Source organism: Massilia sp. HP4 (genome assembly GCF_005222695.1).
In the GTDB taxonomy this organism is placed as follows: domain Bacteria; phylum Pseudomonadota; class Gammaproteobacteria; order Burkholderiales; family Burkholderiaceae_D; genus Telluria.
The window spans coordinates 231,936-248,417 of sequence record NZ_STGG01000011.1 but is presented as its reverse complement, the minus strand read 5'-3'; the positions used below and the strand labels follow the sequence as shown (position 1 = coordinate 248,417).

The window sequence follows — 16,482 nt, the reverse complement described above, 5'->3', positions numbered from 1 at the left end:
GGAAGACGTAGCGGAAGGACTAGTCCGCGCTCATCGCCTGGCGCTGGCGCTCCATGAATTCCTGCAGCGTGTCGATGCCGCGCAGTTGCAGGATGGTGTTGCGCACCGCCGCTTCCAACAGCACCGCGATGTTGCGGCCGGCCGCCACCGGGATCACGACCTTGCGCACCGGCAGGCCCAGCACGTCCTCGGTCGGGAAGTGGAACGGCAGGCGCTCGACCTCTTCGTCCAGCGCGCCGCGCTTGACCAGGTGGACGATCAGCTTCAGGCGCATCTTGCGCCGCACCGCCGTCTCGCCGAAGATCGCCTTGATGTCCAGCAGGCCCAGGCCGCGCACCTCCAGCAGGTTCTGCAATAGCGGCGGACAGCGGCCCTCGATCATGTTCGGCGCGATGCGCGAGAATTCCACGGCGTCGTCGGCCACCAGGCCGTGCGAGCGCGAGATCAGTTCCAGGCCCAGTTCGCTTTTGCCGAGACCGGAGTCGCCCGTGATCAGCACGCCCACGCCCAGCACGTCCATGAACACGCCATGCATGATCACGCGCTGGGCCAGCTTCTTGGACAGATACACGCGCAGGAAGTCGATCACCTGCGCCGCCGGCAGCGGGGTCGAGAACAGCGGGATGTTCTGCTCGTCGCAGATGGCGAGGATGTCGGGCGGCGTTTCCAGGCCTTGCGCGATGATTAGGGCCGGCGGGCCGCCGCCGATCAACTCGCCGACCACGTGGCTGCGCGAATTGGCCTTGAGGCGGTGGTAATAGTCGAGTTCCTGGTGGCCGAACACCTGGATCCGGCCCGGGTGGATCAGGTTCAGGTGGCCGACCTGGTCGGCGGCCGAGGCGGCGTCGCCGGCGATCTGGCGTTCACCGCCGGGAAAGCCCGCGAACCAGCCCAGTTGCAGGCTGTCGCGGTTATCGTCGTACAGCCGTTGGATGGTCAGCGGAGACTGCAGCATGGGCATTGTCGTCGTCGCAAAAAAGGCGCGCGGCCCAATTGCCGCGCGTTCAGCAGACGGTCAGTTTAACCCAGAGCCTGCAGGCTGGGTTGCCAGTTGATAATGCGGTCATGCACCGATTTCGGATCGGGATCGTTGGCCAGGGCAGTGCGCACCGATTCATCGGAGAACAGCTCGGCGATCTCGGACAGGATCTCGAGATGCTGCTGGGTGACGTGGTCCGGGATCAGCAGGAAGAACAGCAGGCTCACCGGCTGGCCGTCGGGCGACTCGAAGGGAATGGCTTCCTTCAGGCGCACGAAAGCAGCCAGCGGGGATTTGAGGCTTTTGCTGCCCTTGATGCGGCCGTGCGGGACGGCAACGCCGTGGCCCAGGCCCGTCGAGCCGAGGCGTTCGCGGGCGAACAGGTTGTCCGAAACGATCGAGCGGGCGATGCCGCAGTTGTTCTCGAAGATCAGGCCGGCTTGCTCGAAAGCCCGTTTCTTGCTCGATACTTCAATGTCGAGCTGGACGTTCTCGAGCGAGAGGATTTTGCTTAGGTTCGTCATAACGTGGGTGCGATGCACGCGTGGAGTGCTTGCGAGCACGGGATTATAGGCCTGTTTAGGGCCTGAGACACTCGAATTCGCGACAGTTTGGCCTTCTCGCCGAACGGCCGCACGATACCCGTCGAAACGGGATGGCCACTTAGTTGATTTGCATCAACATCGATACGCAATTTCCTCAACGAATCAGCTGTCGGGGCAAGCAATCGTATGCCGCTCTCCGGATTCACCAACGATTGCACACAAGGCTGCTCAAAGACAAGGCAGAGTGTTCGGTATCGTATAGCAAAAGGCGATGCCATGCACGACGCATCGCTGTCGCCTAAATCGCACAAGCGTGCGGGTTATATCCTGACAGAAAGTAGATATTTACTGGCGCGCGCCACGCAGATTGCCCGGCATGCCGGTGCTGAAATTGGCGCGCCATGGATTGATGTCGAGGCCGCCGCGTCGCGTATAGCGGGCATACACGGCCAGCTTGCTCGGCTGGCACTGGCGCAGCACATCCATGAAGATACGCTCGACACACTGTTCATGGAACTCGTTATGTTCGCGGAAGCCGATCAGGTATTTCAGCAGGCCTTCCTGGTCGATCTGCGGGCCGACATAGCGGATTTGCACCGTGCCCCAGTCCGGCTGGCCGGTGACCAGGCAGTTGGACTTGAGCAGGTGCGACACCAGCGTCTCTTCGACCGCCGCATCCTCGTGGTTGGCCTTGAGCAGCTGCGGGGCCGGCGAGTATTCGTCGACCTCGATGTCGAGCCGGTCCAGCAGCGTGCCTTCGAGCTCGCCCATCTTGATCGCCCCGAATTGTTCCGGGTGGTGCAAGGTGACGTGGACCGGCGCACCGAAGCCGTTCGACAGGTCGTCGCGCAGCAGGGCCAACAGGGCGTCCGGACCTGCCAGGCGGGTCTGGTTGAATGAGTTCAGGTAGAGCTTGAACGATTTCGATTCGATGATGTTCGGCGAATCGGCGGGCGCCGTCACGGTCGCGATCGCGACCTGCGGCTTGCCGCGCATGTTCAGCCACGACAATTCATAGGCATTCCAGATGTCGACCCCGAAGAAGGGCAAGGTGCCGGACAGGCCCAGTTCTTCGCGCTTTTGCTGGCGCGCGATCGGGAACAGCAGTTCTGGTGCGTACTGGCTCTGGTAAGCCGAGGATTTGCCAAGTGGCGATTGATCAGGAGTATTCATAATAGGGTGGACGGCTACGCCGTCCACGCGTCCAAACAGGGCCTAAGCCCCCAAGAAAAGTTTATAGACCGGATTGCCGCTCTCATCCCAGTAACGATAACCGAGCGAGGCCAGGAACCGGCGGAACTCATCCATCTCGGCCTGCGGCACCTGCAGCCCAACCAGGATACGGCCCACATCGCCGCCCTGGTTGCGGTAGTGGAATAGCGAAATATTCCAGTTCGGCGCCATGCTGTCCAGGAAGCGCATCAGCGCACCCGGCCGTTCAGGGAACTCGAAACGATACAGCAATTCATCATGCGCAAGTGAACTTTTCCCGCCGACCAAGTGACGGATGTGCAGCTTGGCCAGCTCGTCATAGGTGAGGTCGAGCGTCTTGTAGCCGTGTTCCTCGAAGGTACGCGCCAGGAGGCCCGATTCGCTGCGGCTGCCCACCTGCACGCCGACGAAGACGTGGGCTTCGCTCTCATGGCTGATGCGGTAGTTGAACTCGGTCACATTGCGTGGGCCGACCAGCGCGCAGAAGCGGCGGAAGCTCCCGCGCTGCTCGGGCACGGTCACGGCGAACACGGCTTCGCGCGATTCGCCCAGCTCGGCGCGCTCGGCCACGAAGCGCAGCCGGTCGAAGTTCATATTGGCGCCGCAGGCCACCGCCACCAGCGTTTCGTTCCTGATGGGCTCGCGGTTCATCTGCGAACGCTCGACATAGGCCTTGGCGCCGGCCACCGCCAGCGCACCGGCCGGCTCGAGGATGCTGCGGGTATCCTGGAACACGTCCTGGATCGCGGCGCAGATGGCGTCGGTATCGACCAGGATGATCTCGTCCACCACCTGCTGGGCGACGCGGAAGGTTTCCTCGCCCACCAGGCGCACCGCGGTGCCGTCCGAGAACAGGCCGACGTCGGTGAGCGTCACACGCTGGCCGGCCTTCAGGCTGCGCGCCATGGCGTCCGAATCCAGGGTCTGCACGCCAATGATCTTGATGTCGGGACGAATCTGTTTTACATAGGCGCCAATACCCGCGATCAGGCCGCCGCCGCCGATGGCGACAAAGATCGCGTGGATCGGGCTCGACAACTGGCGCAGGATTTCCATGCCGATCGTGCCCTGGCCTGCGATCACGTCGGGATCGTCGAACGGGTGCACGAAGGTCAGGCGCTGTTCTTTTTCCAGCAGCAGGGCGTGGTTGTAGGCGTCGGTATACGAGTCGCCATGCAGCACGACTTCGACGCTGGCGCCGCCGCGTGCCTTGACCGCGTCGATCTTGACTTGCGGGGTGGTGGTCGGCATCACGATCAGGGCGCGGCAGCCGAGGCGGCAGGCCGACAGCGCCACGCCCTGGGCGTGGTTGCCGGCCGAGGCGCAGATCACGCCGCGCTTGAGCTGCTCGGGCGTGAGGTTCGCCATCTTGTTGTAGGCGCCGCGCAGCTTGAAGCTGAACACGCTCTGCATGTCCTCGCGCTTGAAATAGATGCGGTTGCCCATGCGCTCCGAAAGCGTCGGGGCCAGATCGAGCGGCGTTTGTTCGGCGACGTCATAGACGCGGGCGGTCAGGATTTTTCTGAGGTAGTCGGTAGTCATAGTCGGGATGCAAAAGTCTTGCCGGAAAGACCGGCGGGACGGACGACGCGAACTGTTCCGCTAGGGTGGGTGACCGTGGCGCAAAGGTCGATACGGCGCGCTGGATGGCAGGCTCGTCGTATCGTGTCGTGACGATAGTACCGGATCATTATAATGGACGCTTATTGTCACCACTAGGCCACCGCAAGGGCGCCAGATAAGCCCGCATGATCGAATCCGCTGTCCAATGGCTGCTTGACTTCCTGGCTGCACCGACCGTCGGGCTGACCTCGATCTTCATCGTCAGCTTCGTCTCCGCCACCTTGTTGCCTCTCGGCTCCGAGCCGGCCGTGTTCGCGGTGATCAAGGCCAATCCCGACATGTTCTGGCCGGCAATCCTGGTCGGCACCCTCGGCAACACGCTGGGCGGCGCCTTCGACTATTTCCTCGGCTACCGCGCCAAGGTGGCGTTCGCGAAGGAACGCCAGAGCCGCTGGTTCGGCTGGCTCAAGCGCTATGGCGCCAAGACCATGCTGCTGTCGTGGCTGCCAGGCATCGGCGATCCGCTGTGCACGCTGGCCGGCTGGCTGCACCTGCCGTTCTGGCCCAGCGTGCTGTACATGGCGATCGGCAAGTTCATGCGCTATCTCACCATGACGCTGGCGCTGCTGTACATCCCGGACAGTTTCTGGACCAATCTCGGTGATATGCTGAGCCGTATTACCGGCTGATACCGTTTATCTTGGGCGCGTACCGGGCAGTTGGGAACGACGAACAACGCCGGATGACGTATGCCATTCAAGCCCTGCGGCATGACGAATGATGCATCAAAAGACTTGTAAGCAAATAAAGTTTGGTCTATCAAATTAGTATAGACATTTTGTTGTGCAGCATAGAATGGCGGTCCGGGCATTAACCGAGCGTGGTGCAACGCAATAAGCTAGAATGAATGTCCTTCGGGCCTGTCCGATCGTCGACCAGAATTCATGAACGCCCCCGCACACATCCATACCCTGCTTGCCGACAACGCACCCGCGCGACTGCGCGAGATCCCCTATAACTACACCTCGTTCTCGGACCGCGAAATCGTGATCCGCCTGCTCGGTGAGTCATCGTGGGAGTTGCTCGACAGCCTGCGCGGCGCGCGCCAGACCGGCCGTTCGGCGCGCATGCTGTACGAAGTGCTGGGCGATATCTGGGTCGTGCGCCGCAATCCCTACCTGCAAGACGATATGCTGGACAACCCGAAGCGCCGGGCCAAGCTGATCGACGCGCTGCACCACCGGCTGGCCGAGATCGACAAGCGCCGCACCACGGTCGATGCGCTCGACGCATCCGCTTCGGACAGCGATCCCGCCGCCGTCGCCGGCCGCAGCGCCGCGGTCGAGCAGCTGCTCGCGGCCGCGCGCCGCGCCGTGGACGACTTCGGCCGCGAATTCGCCGAAACCTACGACCTGCGCAAGCGCGCCACCAGGGTGCTGGGCGCCTATACCGACAAGCGCAATATCCGCTTCGACGGCATGCACCGCACCTCGCACGTGACCGACGCCACCGACTGGCGCGTCGAATACCCGTTCCTGGTGCTGGTGCCCGACAGCGAGGACGAGATGGCCGGCCTGGTCAAGGGCTGCATCGAGCTGGGCCTGACCATCATCCCGCGCGGCGGCGGCACCGGCTACACCGGCGGCGCGATTCCGCTCACGCCGATGTCGGCCGTGATCAATACCGAAAAACTGATCGGCATCGGCGAAGTCGAGATGACCTCCATGCCGGGGCTGGACCGCGACTACGCGACCATCCACACCTATGCCGGCGTGGTCACCCAGCGGGTGTCGCAGGCGGCCGAGAAGGCGGGCTTCGTGTTCGCGGTCGACCCGACCTCGGCCCACGCCTCCTGCGTGGGCGGCAATATCGCGATGAACGCGGGCGGCAAGAAGGCCGTGTTGTGGGGCACCGCGCTCGACAACCTGGCCTCGTGGCGCATGGTCGACCCCAACGGCGACTGGCTCGACGTCACCCGCATCAACCACAACCTCGGCAAGATCCACGATGCGCCGACCGCCGAATTCCTGCTCGAATGGACGCATCCTTCGGTGAAGGGTGCACCGAAGGGCCAGCCGTTCCGCACCGAGACGCTGACCATCGAGGGCCGGCGCTTCCGCAAGGAAGGCCTGGGCAAGGACGTCACCGACAAATTCCTGGCCGGCCTGCCGGGCATCCAGAAAGAGGGCACCGACGGCCTGATCACCTCGGGCCGCTGGATTCTGCACAAGATGCCCAAGTTCACGCGCACCGTGGCGCTGGAATTCTTCGGCCAGGCGCGCGACGCGATCCCGTCGATCGTCGAGATCAAGGATTACCTCGACAGCCTGCCGAAGAACGGCGACCCGGCGTTTGCCACGCTGCGCCTGGCGGGCCTGGAACACCTCGACGAGCGCTACCTGCGCGCGGTCGGCTATGCCACCAAGTCCAAGCGCGGCGTGCTGCCCAAGATGGCGCTGTTCGGCGACATTGTCGGCGACGACGAGAACGCGGTGGCAATCGCCGCCTCCGAGGTCGTGCGCCTGGCCAATACCCGCGTGGGCGAAGGCTTCGTCGCGGTCAGCCCCGAGGCGCGCAAGAAGTTCTGGCTCGACCGCGCCCGCACCGCGGCCATCGCGCGCCACACCAACGCCTTCAAGATCAATGAAGACGTGGTCATTCCGCTGAACCGCATGGGGGAGTACACCGACGGCATCGAGCGCATCAACGTCGAGCTGTCGATCAAGAACAAGCTGCAGCTGGTGGACCAGCTGCGCGCCTACCTCGCCAGCGACCACCTGCCGCTGGCCAAGAGCGACGATGCGACCGGCGACGGCGTCGACCGCGACGAGATCATGGGCGACCGCCCGCTGCAGGCGCGCGCCCTGGTCGACCTGGTCGACAAGCGCTGGACCTTCATCCTGGCCAATCTCGATGCGCAATTGGGCGAGGTACGCCATCAGCTCGAGTCGCTCGGCCTCGATCACCTGTCGGCGGCAATCGACGCCCGCCTGGCGATCCAGCCCGATGCGCGCCTGTTCGACGCGGTGCAAGACCACACGGTGCGCGTCTCGTGGAAGGCCGAAGTGCGTGCGCCGCTGCGCCAGGTCTTCAACGGCGCCGCCTATCAGTGCATCCTCGACGAAGCGAGCGCGATCCACAAGCGCGTGCTGCGCTCGCGCGTGTTCGTGGCGCTGCACATGCACGCGGGCGACGGCAACGTCCATACCAACCTGCCGGTGAACTCGGACGATTACGCGATGCTGCAAGACGCCCACAAGGCGGTCGAGCGCATCATGCGCCTGGCGCGATCGCTGGACGGCGTGATCTCGGGCGAACACGGCATCGGCATCACCAAGCTCGAATTCCTGCTCGATTCCGAGATCCAGGAGTTCCGCGACTACAAGGTGCGCGTCGACCCCGAGGGCCGCTTCAACAAGGGCAAGCTGCTCAACCTCGAAGGCGCCCACGCCGACCTGCGCAATGCCTACACGCCGTCGTTCGGCCTGATGGGCCACGAATCGCTCATCATGCAGCAGAGCGATATCGGCGAGATCGCCAACAGCATCAAGGACTGCCTGCGCTGCGGCAAATGCAAACCCGTGTGCACGACCCACGTGCCGGGGGCGAACCTGCTGTATTCGCCGCGCGACAAGATCCTCGCCACGTCGGCGCTGATCGAGGCCTTCCTGTACGAAGAACAGACCCGGCGCGGCGTCTCGCTGCGCCACTGGGAAGAGTTCGAGGACGTGTCCGACCACTGCACGGTGTGCCACAAGTGCGTCACGCCCTGTCCGGTCAATATCGACTTCGGCGACGTGTCGATGAATATGCGTAACCTGCTGCGCAAGATGGACAAGCGCAGCTTCAAGCCGGCCAACCGCGCGGCGATGTTCTTCCTGAACGCGACCGACCCGACCACCATCAATGCCACGCGCAAGGCGATGGTCGACTGGGGCTTCAAGGCCCAGCGCCTGGGCAACCGCATGCTCAAGGGCCTGGCCAAGCCGCAGTTGGCGGCGCCGCCGCCGACGGTCGGCAAGCCGCCCGTGCGCGAGCAGGTGATCCACTTCATCAACAAGAAGATGCCGGGCAACCTGCCCAAGAAGACGGCGCGCGCGCTGCTCGACATCGAGGACGACAAGATCGTCCCGATCATCCGCAACCCCAGGAAGACCACGGCCGATACCGAAGCCGTGTTCTACTTCCCCGGCTGCGGCTCCGAGCGCCTGTTCTCGCAAGTGGGCCTGGCCACGCAGGCGATGCTGTGGGAAGTGGGCGTGCAGACCGTGCTGCCGCCGGGCTATTTGTGTTGCGGATACCCCCAACGGGGAGCCGGCCAGTACGACAAGGCCGACAAGATGATGACGGATAACCGCGTGCTGTTCCACCGCATGGCCAACACGCTGAACTACCTCGACATCAAGACCGTGCTGGTCTCGTGCGGCACCTGCTACGACCAGCTGGCGACCTATGAATTCGAGAAGATCTTCCCGGGTTGCCGCATCATGGACATCCATGAATACCTGCTCGAGAAAGGTGTCAAGCTCGAAGGCGTGAACGGCACCCGCTATATGTACCACGAGCCTTGCCACAATCCGATGAAGCAGCAGGACTCGATAAAGACGGTCAATGCGCTGGTCTCGACCCACGACGACGTCAAGATCGAGAAGAACGACCGCTGCTGCGGCGAGTCGGGCACCTTCGCCGTGAGCCGCCCCGACATCGCGACCCAGGTCCGTTCGCGCAAGGAAGTCGAGATGGTCAAGGGCGCGGATAAACTGCGTGCCGACGGCTTCGAGGGCGACGTCAAGATCCTGACCAGCTGCCCATCCTGCCTGCAGGGCCTGAACCGCTACAACGACGATTCGGGCACCACCGCCGACTACATCGTGGTTGAGATCGCGAAGCACCTGCTGGGCGAGAACTGGCTGCCCGATTATGTGGCGCGCGCCAATAACGGCGGCATCGAGCGGGTGCTGGTATGACGGTGCGCGCATCTGCTCCCGTCGCTGGCTGCGAGCTGTGCGACCTGTCCGCGCCTGTGGCGTGGGCCGGCGACAAGTTCAGCGTCATCGTCGTCGACGACGCCAACTATCCCGGCTTTTGCCGCGTGATCTGGCACGACCACGTGCGCGAGTTGAGCGACCTGGCGCGTGAAGACCGCCTACTCGTGAACGAGGCCGTGTTCCTGGTCGAACAGGCGGTGCGCGAAGTGATGCAGCCGCTGAAGGTCAATCTGGCGAGCCTGGGCAATGTGGTGCCGCACCTGCACTGGCATATCATTCCACGCTACGCCGACGACGCGCATTTCCCGGCGCCCGTGTGGGCGCAGGCGGCGCGCGAGACCGCGCCAGGGACCCTGGCCGCGCGCCGCGCGCTGGCCGAACAACTGGGCGCCGCCATTGCGCGCCGTTTTAACTGATAGAGAACAGACTCATGCCCAACCCAACCGAACTGACTGTCCACCAGAAATCGCGCGTGCTCGACATCGCCTACGATGACGGCAGCGCCTATTCAATCCCGTTTGAACTGATGCGCGTGTATTCGCCGTCGGCCGAAGTGAAGGGCCATGGCCCGGGCCAGGAAGTCCTGCAGGTCGGCAAGCGCGAAGTCGGCATCGCCGACGTCGAGCAGGTCGGCAACTACGCCATCAAGCCGACCTTCTCGGACGGCCACGACAGCGGCATCTTCAGCTGGGATTACCTGTATGAGCTGGGCCGCAGCCAGGACTCGCTGTGGAAGCAGTACCTGGCGCGCCTGCAGGCTGCGGGCTTCGACGAAGAGAGCGGCCGCGCGCCGGGCTCGCAGCTGGCTGGCGCCGCACCGGCCAAGTCGGGCGGCGGCGGTTGCGGCTCGGGTAGCTGCGGCTGCAAATAAGCCGCGCCGGCACGCCCCCAAAACAAAAGAGCACATCCTTGGATGTGCTCTTGTTCTTGCAAGCCCGCATCAAGCGGGCTAGTGCAGCATCAAGCCTGTGGCTGGATGTTTGCAGCCTGCTTGCCTTTTGGGCCGGCAGTGATGTCGAAGGTCACGCGCTGGTTTTCCTGCAGCGACTTGAAGCCGTTGGCGTTGATCGCCGAGAAGTGTGCGAATACGTCTTCGCCGCCGCCATCAGGGGTGATGAAGCCGAAACCTTTAGCGTCGTTGAACCATTTGACAATGCCAGTAGCCATGTTTATTCCCTCAAATATAAGTTGTTTTGCGTTGATGCCCTGCTTGCGTACCTCGGACAAAAACCAGGGCCACGCTCTACATTGCAATTCTGATTATAAGGATAAATTCTTAAAACGGAAGCAAGTTTTTTCAATCGTATACGTATTTACCACAGGTCATCCAGACCGCATGTTTTCACGAAATCTTGACGCCGATCAGAACGTCATTGGCACCCGCAGCGTCAGGGTGACATCAGGCGTATCGCGGGTCACGCCGGCGCCCACGGCGATGTTCAGCGTACGCTTCGGACTCAGGCGATAGGAATAGCCCAGGAGCAGGGTGCCTAGCTGGGTGCGCACCGAGCCGGCTACCGGCAAACCGTTCTGCTTCATGCGCGCGATGGTGCTGTGGTCGTAGCCGAGGCTGAGCGATGCCTTGTCGTTGAGCGCCAGGCCCATGCCGAAGTTAAAGCCGAGCACATAACCCGGTTCCAGTTCGCCCAGCGGCTCGCGCACGCCGTTGCGCACCAGGCGCTTGACGTCGTCGCGCTTGAAGTTGTGCACATAGCTCAGGTTGCCGAAGAAGACGGCCGGGTCCGACGGATACAGCCAGGTCAGGGTGCCCTGCAGCGAATGGAAGCCGGAACCGGTCGGCAGGTCCAGCGGCAGGCCGGTGCCGGTCACGTTCTCGCCGATGCAGCGCGTGTCGCAATCGGTCACGACCTCGAATGGATCGCGCCCGGTGCGGCTCTTGTAGCGCAGGCCGGCGATGTAATAACCCTTGTCGGCGCCGCCGTCGTTGAGCTGGTAGCGGCCGGCGACCTCGATGTCGCCCAGGCCCTTGCCGGTGGTGTCGAATACGCGCTCGACCGCGGTGCCGGTGAACAGTTCGCGGCTGACGGTGGCGTCCGAGCGGTAGACATACGGCACCTTGACCTCGACTTCCATCCGGTTGTTGATGCCGGTGCGGCCGGTGATCGCCGTAGTGAAGGTGTTGCGCTTGATCTCGCGCACGTCGACCAGGCCGATCAGGATCGCGGGGATCACGGTGTAGCCGACCAGGGCTACACGGTTGCTCGACGAATAGCCGTACTGGACCGATGGCTCGAGCACATAGGTGCCGCGCTGGGTCAGCACGCCCGGCGTGTCGCCGATCGGGGCGACTTCGGGCGGGCGGTTCGGTTCCTGGCGTGGGTTGTTCTGCGCCGTTTGCGGCTGTTGCTGCTGGGCCGGACGCTGGGCCTGGGCCGGCGACTGGGCCGGGCCGGGCGCCGGCAAGGTCGGCTGGTTCGGCCGCGGCTGCGGCGGCAGTGGGGCCGCCACGCCGCTCTCGGCCGGCGGCAGCACCGGCGGCTGGGCCACCGGCGCCTGGCCCGTCATCGACATGCCCGTACCGCGCTGCTGCGACAGCAGGACGCCGTCGGCCAGCGCGGTCGGAATCGCGAACGGCGCGCCCGACAGCGGGGCGGTTTCTTCCACGATGCGCTCGCGCGCCGCCAGCGCCGGCGCGGCAGCGGGTGCCTGGATCTTCTGCAGCTGTTCGCGCTGGGCCTGGAGTTCCAGCACCAGACGATTCACCAATGCCCGCTGTTCGGCCAGTTCGTCCTTCAGTTGGGACAGTTCGGTCTTGTGGTCCTGGGTGCCCGGTTCGGCCGCAGGTTGTTGAGCGAGCACGGGCGGCGCCAGGAGGGCGGCCGCCAGGCCGGCGGCGCCGAGCCGCGCGACGTTTGGATACATCCAGATCTCCAATTATATTAACAATAATGCAATATTACAATGTTCCCGGGGAACGTACTACGGCGTCGCGTATCGTGCCATGGAAATTCAGGTCTTTTAGCAGGGACATGCTATTGACGGCCGAGGTAATGGTCGTCACCGAGCTGATCGCCTGGTTATCCAGGGTGTTCTGTACCAGGGTCGCGCCATTCGGCAAATTGAGGTCGGCAGCCGCGAAGTTATTGCCGCCGATCTGGATCATGCGCGCCGCGCCCAGCGCCTCTTGCGTCAGGCGGGCCTGGTCGGCGGTCATCGCGGCCAGGTCGGGAATGGCGATATTGGTGCGCGACAGGATTTCGCCGTTGACCGACACCACGCGCTCGATGCCGAGCGCCACCGACAGGCCGCCGGCGATCTCGAAGCCGCCGCGGGCGCCGTCCAGCGCCTCGGCCCCGACCGGGGTACCGAAACCGGCGATGCCGGCGCCATCGGCTGCCTGTACCAAGGGCGTGGTCCCGACAGCGGCGCACAAGGCGCCCAGCAGGGCGCCACGTTGGATCATCGATTTGAAGTTAGGCCAGCGCATATCACATCCTTTGGTCAAAAATCGCCAGGACCGAACTTCGGCAGCGAAGCACTGAGCTGGTCCTGGTGCATGCCGGTGCCGAGCGGCGCGCGCGGGGCGCTGCGCCAGTCTTCGGGCGTGTTGAAGGCGATGCCATCCTTGTGGCTGTGGATCACGAACAGGATCTTGTTGCGCCAGATTTCCTGGAACCGCTCCATGCTCACCACGCGGTTGCCGGTGGACGGGTCGCCGATCAGGATGCGGCCGTCCTCGGCGCCTTTCACCACCACGAAGTGGTTGAAACCGCGGTCGGTGATCAGGACGATGGCCGGGAGTTTTTCGGCGATCAGCTTTTCGATCGGCAGCTTGAAGCCGTCGGCGCGAAAGCCGCGCGTGGCCAGGAAGCGCTGCATGTCGAGCAGCGAGAAGCCTTCCTTGTGAATCTTGGGTTTGTCGCCCGTGTTGTACATCTGCTGGAACACGTCCTGTTCCGGCACCGGGGTAGCGTAGTGGTGCGACAGCAGGGTCGACAAGGCGGCGGCGCCGCAACTGTAGTCGTACTGCTGGCGCGTGGTGCGCTTGAACTTGATGTCCTTGAGGCTGGTGACCGGCACGTTGACGCGCCCGACGACCGCCAGTTCGAGTGCTGGCGCCGGAGCCGGCGCCAGCAGGATGCCGCACAGGGCGGCGAGCAGAATACCTTGCTTCATGCTCTGGATGCCTATTGCAACTGCAGGTTGATGACGGTCGCGTTCTGGATCAGGACGTTCGCGCCGGAGTTCTGGATCACGACAGGCAAGCCCGAGGAATTCGCAAACGAGCCGTTGTCGATGACGTTGAAGCCGGTGGTCACGTTGGTGGCCGTGTTGTTGCCGACGGTGCCGCCAAGGGTCGCCTCGGTCGTGACGATGTCGGCGCCGCCACGCAGGCCGCCCAGTTCCTCGGCGTCGGTCGTCTTGCCCCAGCCTTTGGTGAAGCCATCGTCCTGGCTCGGTGCAACGTCCACCTTCGACAGGAAGCCAACCACCACCGGCAGCTTCGCCGGCTCCGCAGCCTGGGCCGCCACCGGCAGCGCCATGCAGGCTGCCAGCAGGAGCGCGTTAACTTGGAAATTGCGTTTCATGATGCCTCGCTCGTAAAGCCGCCACGCGGCGGGGATGCCGCGTGGCGAAAACGGTGCGGTTCAGCGCATGGGCCGCGATCCGCACCGCCGGTTGGCCGCTTACCTACTGCTTATTGGCCGCCGCTTGGGGTCGTGCCGCCGACGTTCATGTTCGACTGAACGTTGACGCTTTGCTGGATCAGCGAGGAGAAGCCGTTGTTCTGGCTGATGATCGAGATACCAGCTGCCGACTGAGCGATGTTGCTCATCGAGTTCGACATGTCGAAGTTACCTGCCGACACGTTGTTGGTGCCGCCGTTGCCGCCGGTGCCAGCGCCGCCGAAGCCGCCGGTGCCTGCGCCAGCCACCATTTCGCCGGTCGAGCCGCCTGCACCGCCGTTGGTGGTGCCGCCCGCGCCGCCTGCGCCGCCGGCGCCCGAGGTCGCGTCGCCCGAGGTGGCCGAACCGCCGGTAGCCGAGCCGCCGGTCGCTGCGCCGCCGGCGCCGCCGGTGCCGGTCGATGCGGTCGACTCAGCGCCCGAACCGCCCGCGCCGCCGGTACCTGCGGTACCGCCCTGGCCAGCGCCGCCTGCGCCGCCGGTGCCTTCGGCGCCGTTACCGCCGGTGCCAGCCGTGCCAGCTGCGCCCGAGCCGCCTGCGCCAGCCGTGCCGGCCGCACCCGCGCCGCCGGTGCCGGCCAGCGAAGCGCCCGCGCCTGCGGTGCCGCCGGTGGCTGCGCCGCCTGCTGCGCCAGCGCCCGAGGTGTTGGTGCCAGCCGCGCCCGAACCGCCTGCGCCGCCGGTTGCGCCTGCGCCGCCGGCGCCGGCCATCGAGTCACCCGCGGTGCCCGAGCTGGCGCCGCTGGTTGGGCTGCCTGCGGTCGAGGTGCCGCCGGTGTTGCTTGCGCCACCGCTGGCGCCGCCCGAACCGGCAGGATCCGAACCTGGGGTGCCGCCTGCGCCGGTCGATGCGGTGGCATCGCCGATCGAAGCGCCGCCGCCGCTGGCGCCGTTCGATGCGGTCAGGCTCGAGCCGGTCGAGGAACCGCCCATGCCGCCTGCGCCGCCGATGCCGCCGGCTGCGCCTGCGCCGCCGTTCGATTCGCCGGCACCGCCCGCGCCGCCGGTGCCGGTGCTGATGGCGCCGTTCGCGCCGCCGTTGCCGCCAGCCAGCGAGCCGGTTGCGCCGCCTGCGCCGCCGGTAGCTGCGCCGCCTGCTGCGCCCGAGCCGCCGTTGGCTGCGCCGCCCGAAGCGCCGGCGCCGCCGGTGCCTGCGCCGCCTGCCGCGCCGTTGCCGCCGGCAGCGTAGCCGCCAGCCGCGCCCGATGCGCCTGCGCCGCCGACCGAGTCAGCTGCGCCCGATGCGCCGCCGGCGCCACCGGATGCGTTGCCGACGGTCGATGCGCCGGTCGATGCGGTGCCGGCAGCAGCGTAGCCGCCTGCGCCGCCAGCCGCGCCAGCCGCGCCGTTGCCGGTGCCGCCGGCTGCGCCGGTGGCCGAGTTCGCGCCGCCGTTGCCGACGCCGCCTGCCGCGCCCCAGCCGCCTGCGCCGTTGGCGCCGCCGGTGTTCGAGGCGTTGTTGCCGATGTTGCTGATGTTGTTGCCCGACACGGTGCCGGTCATCGAGCTGACGGCATTGGCGGTCGAGGTGTTGAACGAGTTGGCGACCGACGAGGTGGCGCTGCCGCCGTTGTTGGCCGCTGCCGCGCCAGCGGCTGCCGCGCGTGCATCACCCGAGCTGTTGTTCTGGCCCGAGCTGTCACGGCTGCTGTCGTTGGTGGTGGTGTTGGTGGTCGTGGTCGAGATCGTGTCGTTGCTGTCGATCGTCTCGGTGTTGGTGTTGCTGCGCGTGTCGGTCTGGGTGTTCGTGTTGTTGGCAACGCGGTTGTCCGAGCGGTCAACCTGGTTGTTGTTGTTGGTCGTGCTGTTGTCGTTCTGCTGGCTGTTGTTGTTTTGCTGGCTGTTGTTGTTCTGCTGGCTGTTGTTGTTGGCCTGGGTGTTGTCGGTGTTGGTCGACGTGTTGTTGCTGTTGGCCTGGCTGTTGTCAGTGCTGGTGTTGGTGCTGCTGTTGTTGGCCTGGCTGTTGTCGTTGGCCTGGCTGTTGTTGGTGTTGGTCGTGGTGCTGGTGTTCGTGTTCGTTGCGGTGTTGTTGCTGTCGTTCGTGCTGCTATTGGTGTTCGTCGACGTCGCAGTGTTATTGCTGTCGTTCATGCTGTTGTTGGTATTCGTGGTCGTTGCGGTGTTGCCGTTATTGCGCGAATCAGTGACGGTGCTGTTATCGGTAGTGATTGTCGAAGTCTGGGTATTGCCGCCGCGGACGTCGTTGACGGAATTTTCTTGTGCGTGGGCCATGCTGAATGCCAGGGCGATCGCGGTTGCCAGGATAGTGCGCTTCATTATTGCTCCCCTAATGTCACTGAGTTGAATTCCCGGGGTCCCATGACTCCCGGTCCATCCGTCTATTAGCAGGAGCCATGCCAGCTGAATGCCTTATATTTAAGTCATTGATTATGTAGGACTAATTTGATGAGTTTCAGTTGTGTGACAGAGATAGATGAAGGCGAACAATAGCCCGCTATCAAAGTGTCTCAGAGTTGTGACAAAGTTATAAAAAAGTTCACAAAACTGTATCAATTTGCAAGCGATACAGCCTTTCTACAGAGTGAA

The 16,482-nt window shown here is 64.4% G+C and carries 14 protein-coding genes; 4 read left to right on the top strand and 10 right to left on the bottom strand.

The features are described 5' to 3' along the window. Positions 1–19 precede the first annotated feature (19 nt). The 4 genes from hprK to ilvA form a co-directional block, all read right to left on the bottom strand. On the bottom strand, positions 20–955 hold the full coding sequence (gene hprK / locus E8M83_RS04970; RefSeq protein WP_137172280.1) for an HPr(Ser) kinase/phosphatase: 936 nt from the start codon (positions 953–955) through the stop codon (positions 20–22). 65 nt (positions 956–1,020) lie between these two features. Beyond that, positions 1,021–1,503 (bottom strand): PTS sugar transporter subunit IIA, encoded by a 483-nt coding sequence (locus E8M83_RS04965; RefSeq protein WP_137172279.1) that lies wholly within the window; start codon positions 1,501–1,503, stop codon positions 1,021–1,023. Between the two features lie 366 nt (positions 1,504–1,869). Continuing rightward, a complete protein-coding gene (gene queF / locus E8M83_RS04960) occupies positions 1,870–2,697 on the bottom strand; it encodes an NADPH-dependent 7-cyano-7-deazaguanine reductase QueF (protein ID WP_137172278.1) in 828 nt (275 codons plus the stop codon). Positions 2,698–2,739: 42 nt separating this feature from the next. Then, positions 2,740–4,278 carry a threonine ammonia-lyase, biosynthetic gene (ilvA, locus tag E8M83_RS04955; protein WP_137172277.1) on the bottom strand — a complete coding sequence of 513 codons (1,539 nt, stop codon included), beginning with the start codon at positions 4,276–4,278 and terminating at the stop codon, positions 2,740–2,742. Positions 4,279–4,484: 206 nt separating this feature from the next. Here ilvA and E8M83_RS04950 point away from each other — a divergent pair, with 206 nt between their 5' ends. The 4 genes from E8M83_RS04950 (at position 4,485) to E8M83_RS04935 (ending at position 10,158) form a co-directional block, all read left to right on the top strand. After that, positions 4,485–4,988: a YqaA family protein gene (locus tag E8M83_RS04950; protein ID WP_137172276.1), complete on the top strand. Its 504-nt coding sequence runs from the start codon at positions 4,485–4,487 to the stop codon at positions 4,986–4,988. 255 nt (positions 4,989–5,243) lie between these two features. Then, on the top strand, positions 5,244–9,266 hold the full coding sequence (locus tag E8M83_RS04945) for an FAD/FMN-binding oxidoreductase (RefSeq protein ID WP_137172275.1): 4,023 nt from the start codon (positions 5,244–5,246) through the stop codon (positions 9,264–9,266). Then, positions 9,263–9,703, top strand: a complete 441-nt coding sequence (locus tag E8M83_RS04940) for an HIT family protein (protein ID WP_137172274.1) — start codon at positions 9,263–9,265, stop codon at positions 9,701–9,703. The genes E8M83_RS04945 and E8M83_RS04940 overlap by 4 nt, the downstream gene beginning before the upstream one ends. Positions 9,704–9,717: 14 nt before the next feature. Beyond that, positions 9,718–10,158 (top strand): gamma-butyrobetaine hydroxylase-like domain-containing protein, encoded by a 441-nt coding sequence (locus E8M83_RS04935; protein WP_137172273.1) that lies wholly within the window; start codon positions 9,718–9,720, stop codon positions 10,156–10,158. Positions 10,159–10,247: 89 nt separating this feature from the next. Here E8M83_RS04935 and E8M83_RS04930 read toward each other — a convergent pair whose 3' ends face one another. The 6 genes from E8M83_RS04930 to E8M83_RS25885 all read right to left on the bottom strand — a co-directional run bounded on the left by E8M83_RS04930 (position 10,248) and on the right by E8M83_RS25885 (position 16,212). Then, entirely contained in the window at positions 10,248–10,454 is a 207-nt protein-coding gene (locus E8M83_RS04930) for a cold-shock protein (RefSeq protein WP_109345346.1), read from the bottom strand. A 195-nt stretch (positions 10,455–10,649) separates the two neighbouring features. Continuing rightward, positions 10,650–12,170 carry a hypothetical protein gene (locus tag E8M83_RS04925; RefSeq protein WP_137172272.1) on the bottom strand — a complete coding sequence of 507 codons (1,521 nt, stop codon included), beginning with the start codon at positions 12,168–12,170 and terminating at the stop codon, positions 10,650–10,652. Between the two features lie 34 nt (positions 12,171–12,204). Then, on the bottom strand, positions 12,205–12,735 hold the full coding sequence (locus tag E8M83_RS04920; protein WP_137172271.1) for a hypothetical protein: 531 nt from the start codon (positions 12,733–12,735) through the stop codon (positions 12,205–12,207). 14 nt (positions 12,736–12,749) lie between these two features. Continuing rightward, complete coding sequence (locus E8M83_RS04915; protein ID WP_137172270.1) at positions 12,750–13,424, bottom strand: C39 family peptidase; 675 nt, start codon at positions 13,422–13,424, stop codon at positions 12,750–12,752. A gap of 11 nt (positions 13,425–13,435) precedes the next feature. Then, the gene (locus E8M83_RS04910; protein WP_137172269.1) at positions 13,436–13,837 is read right to left on the bottom strand and encodes a hypothetical protein; all 402 of its coding nucleotides are present in this window, start codon (positions 13,835–13,837) and stop codon (positions 13,436–13,438) included. Positions 13,838–13,947: 110 nt separating this feature from the next. Beyond that, positions 13,948–16,212, bottom strand: a complete 2,265-nt coding sequence (locus E8M83_RS25885) for a hypothetical protein (protein ID WP_170976695.1) — start codon at positions 16,210–16,212, stop codon at positions 13,948–13,950. Positions 16,213–16,482 lie beyond the last annotated feature (270 nt).

Coding starts and splice junctions, on each gene's coding strand:
- hprK (WP_137172280.1), bottom strand. CDS start 955: ATGCTGCAGTCTCCGCTGACCATCCAACGGCTGTACGACGATAACCGC.
- E8M83_RS04965 (WP_137172279.1), bottom strand. CDS start 1,503: ATGACGAACCTAAGCAAAATCCTCTCGCTCGAGAACGTCCAGCTCGAC.
- queF (WP_137172278.1), bottom strand. CDS start 2,697: ATGAATACTCCTGATCAATCGCCACTTGGCAAATCCTCGGCTTACCAG.
- ilvA (WP_137172277.1), bottom strand. CDS start 4,278: ATGACTACCGACTACCTCAGAAAAATCCTGACCGCCCGCGTCTATGAC.
- E8M83_RS04950 (WP_137172276.1), top strand. CDS start 4,485: ATGATCGAATCCGCTGTCCAATGGCTGCTTGACTTCCTGGCTGCACCG.
- E8M83_RS04945 (WP_137172275.1), top strand. CDS start 5,244: ATGAACGCCCCCGCACACATCCATACCCTGCTTGCCGACAACGCACCC.
- E8M83_RS04940 (WP_137172274.1), top strand. CDS start 9,263: ATGACGGTGCGCGCATCTGCTCCCGTCGCTGGCTGCGAGCTGTGCGAC.
- E8M83_RS04935 (WP_137172273.1), top strand. CDS start 9,718: ATGCCCAACCCAACCGAACTGACTGTCCACCAGAAATCGCGCGTGCTC.
- E8M83_RS04930 (WP_109345346.1), bottom strand. CDS start 10,454: ATGGCTACTGGCATTGTCAAATGGTTCAACGACGCTAAAGGTTTCGGC.
- E8M83_RS04925 (WP_137172272.1), bottom strand. CDS start 12,170: ATGTATCCAAACGTCGCGCGGCTCGGCGCCGCCGGCCTGGCGGCCGCC.
- E8M83_RS04920 (WP_137172271.1), bottom strand. CDS start 12,735: ATGCGCTGGCCTAACTTCAAATCGATGATCCAACGTGGCGCCCTGCTG.
- E8M83_RS04915 (WP_137172270.1), bottom strand. CDS start 13,424: ATGAAGCAAGGTATTCTGCTCGCCGCCCTGTGCGGCATCCTGCTGGCG.
- E8M83_RS04910 (WP_137172269.1), bottom strand. CDS start 13,837: ATGAAACGCAATTTCCAAGTTAACGCGCTCCTGCTGGCAGCCTGCATG.
- E8M83_RS25885 (WP_170976695.1), bottom strand. CDS start 16,212: ATGAAGCGCACTATCCTGGCAACCGCGATCGCCCTGGCATTCAGCATG.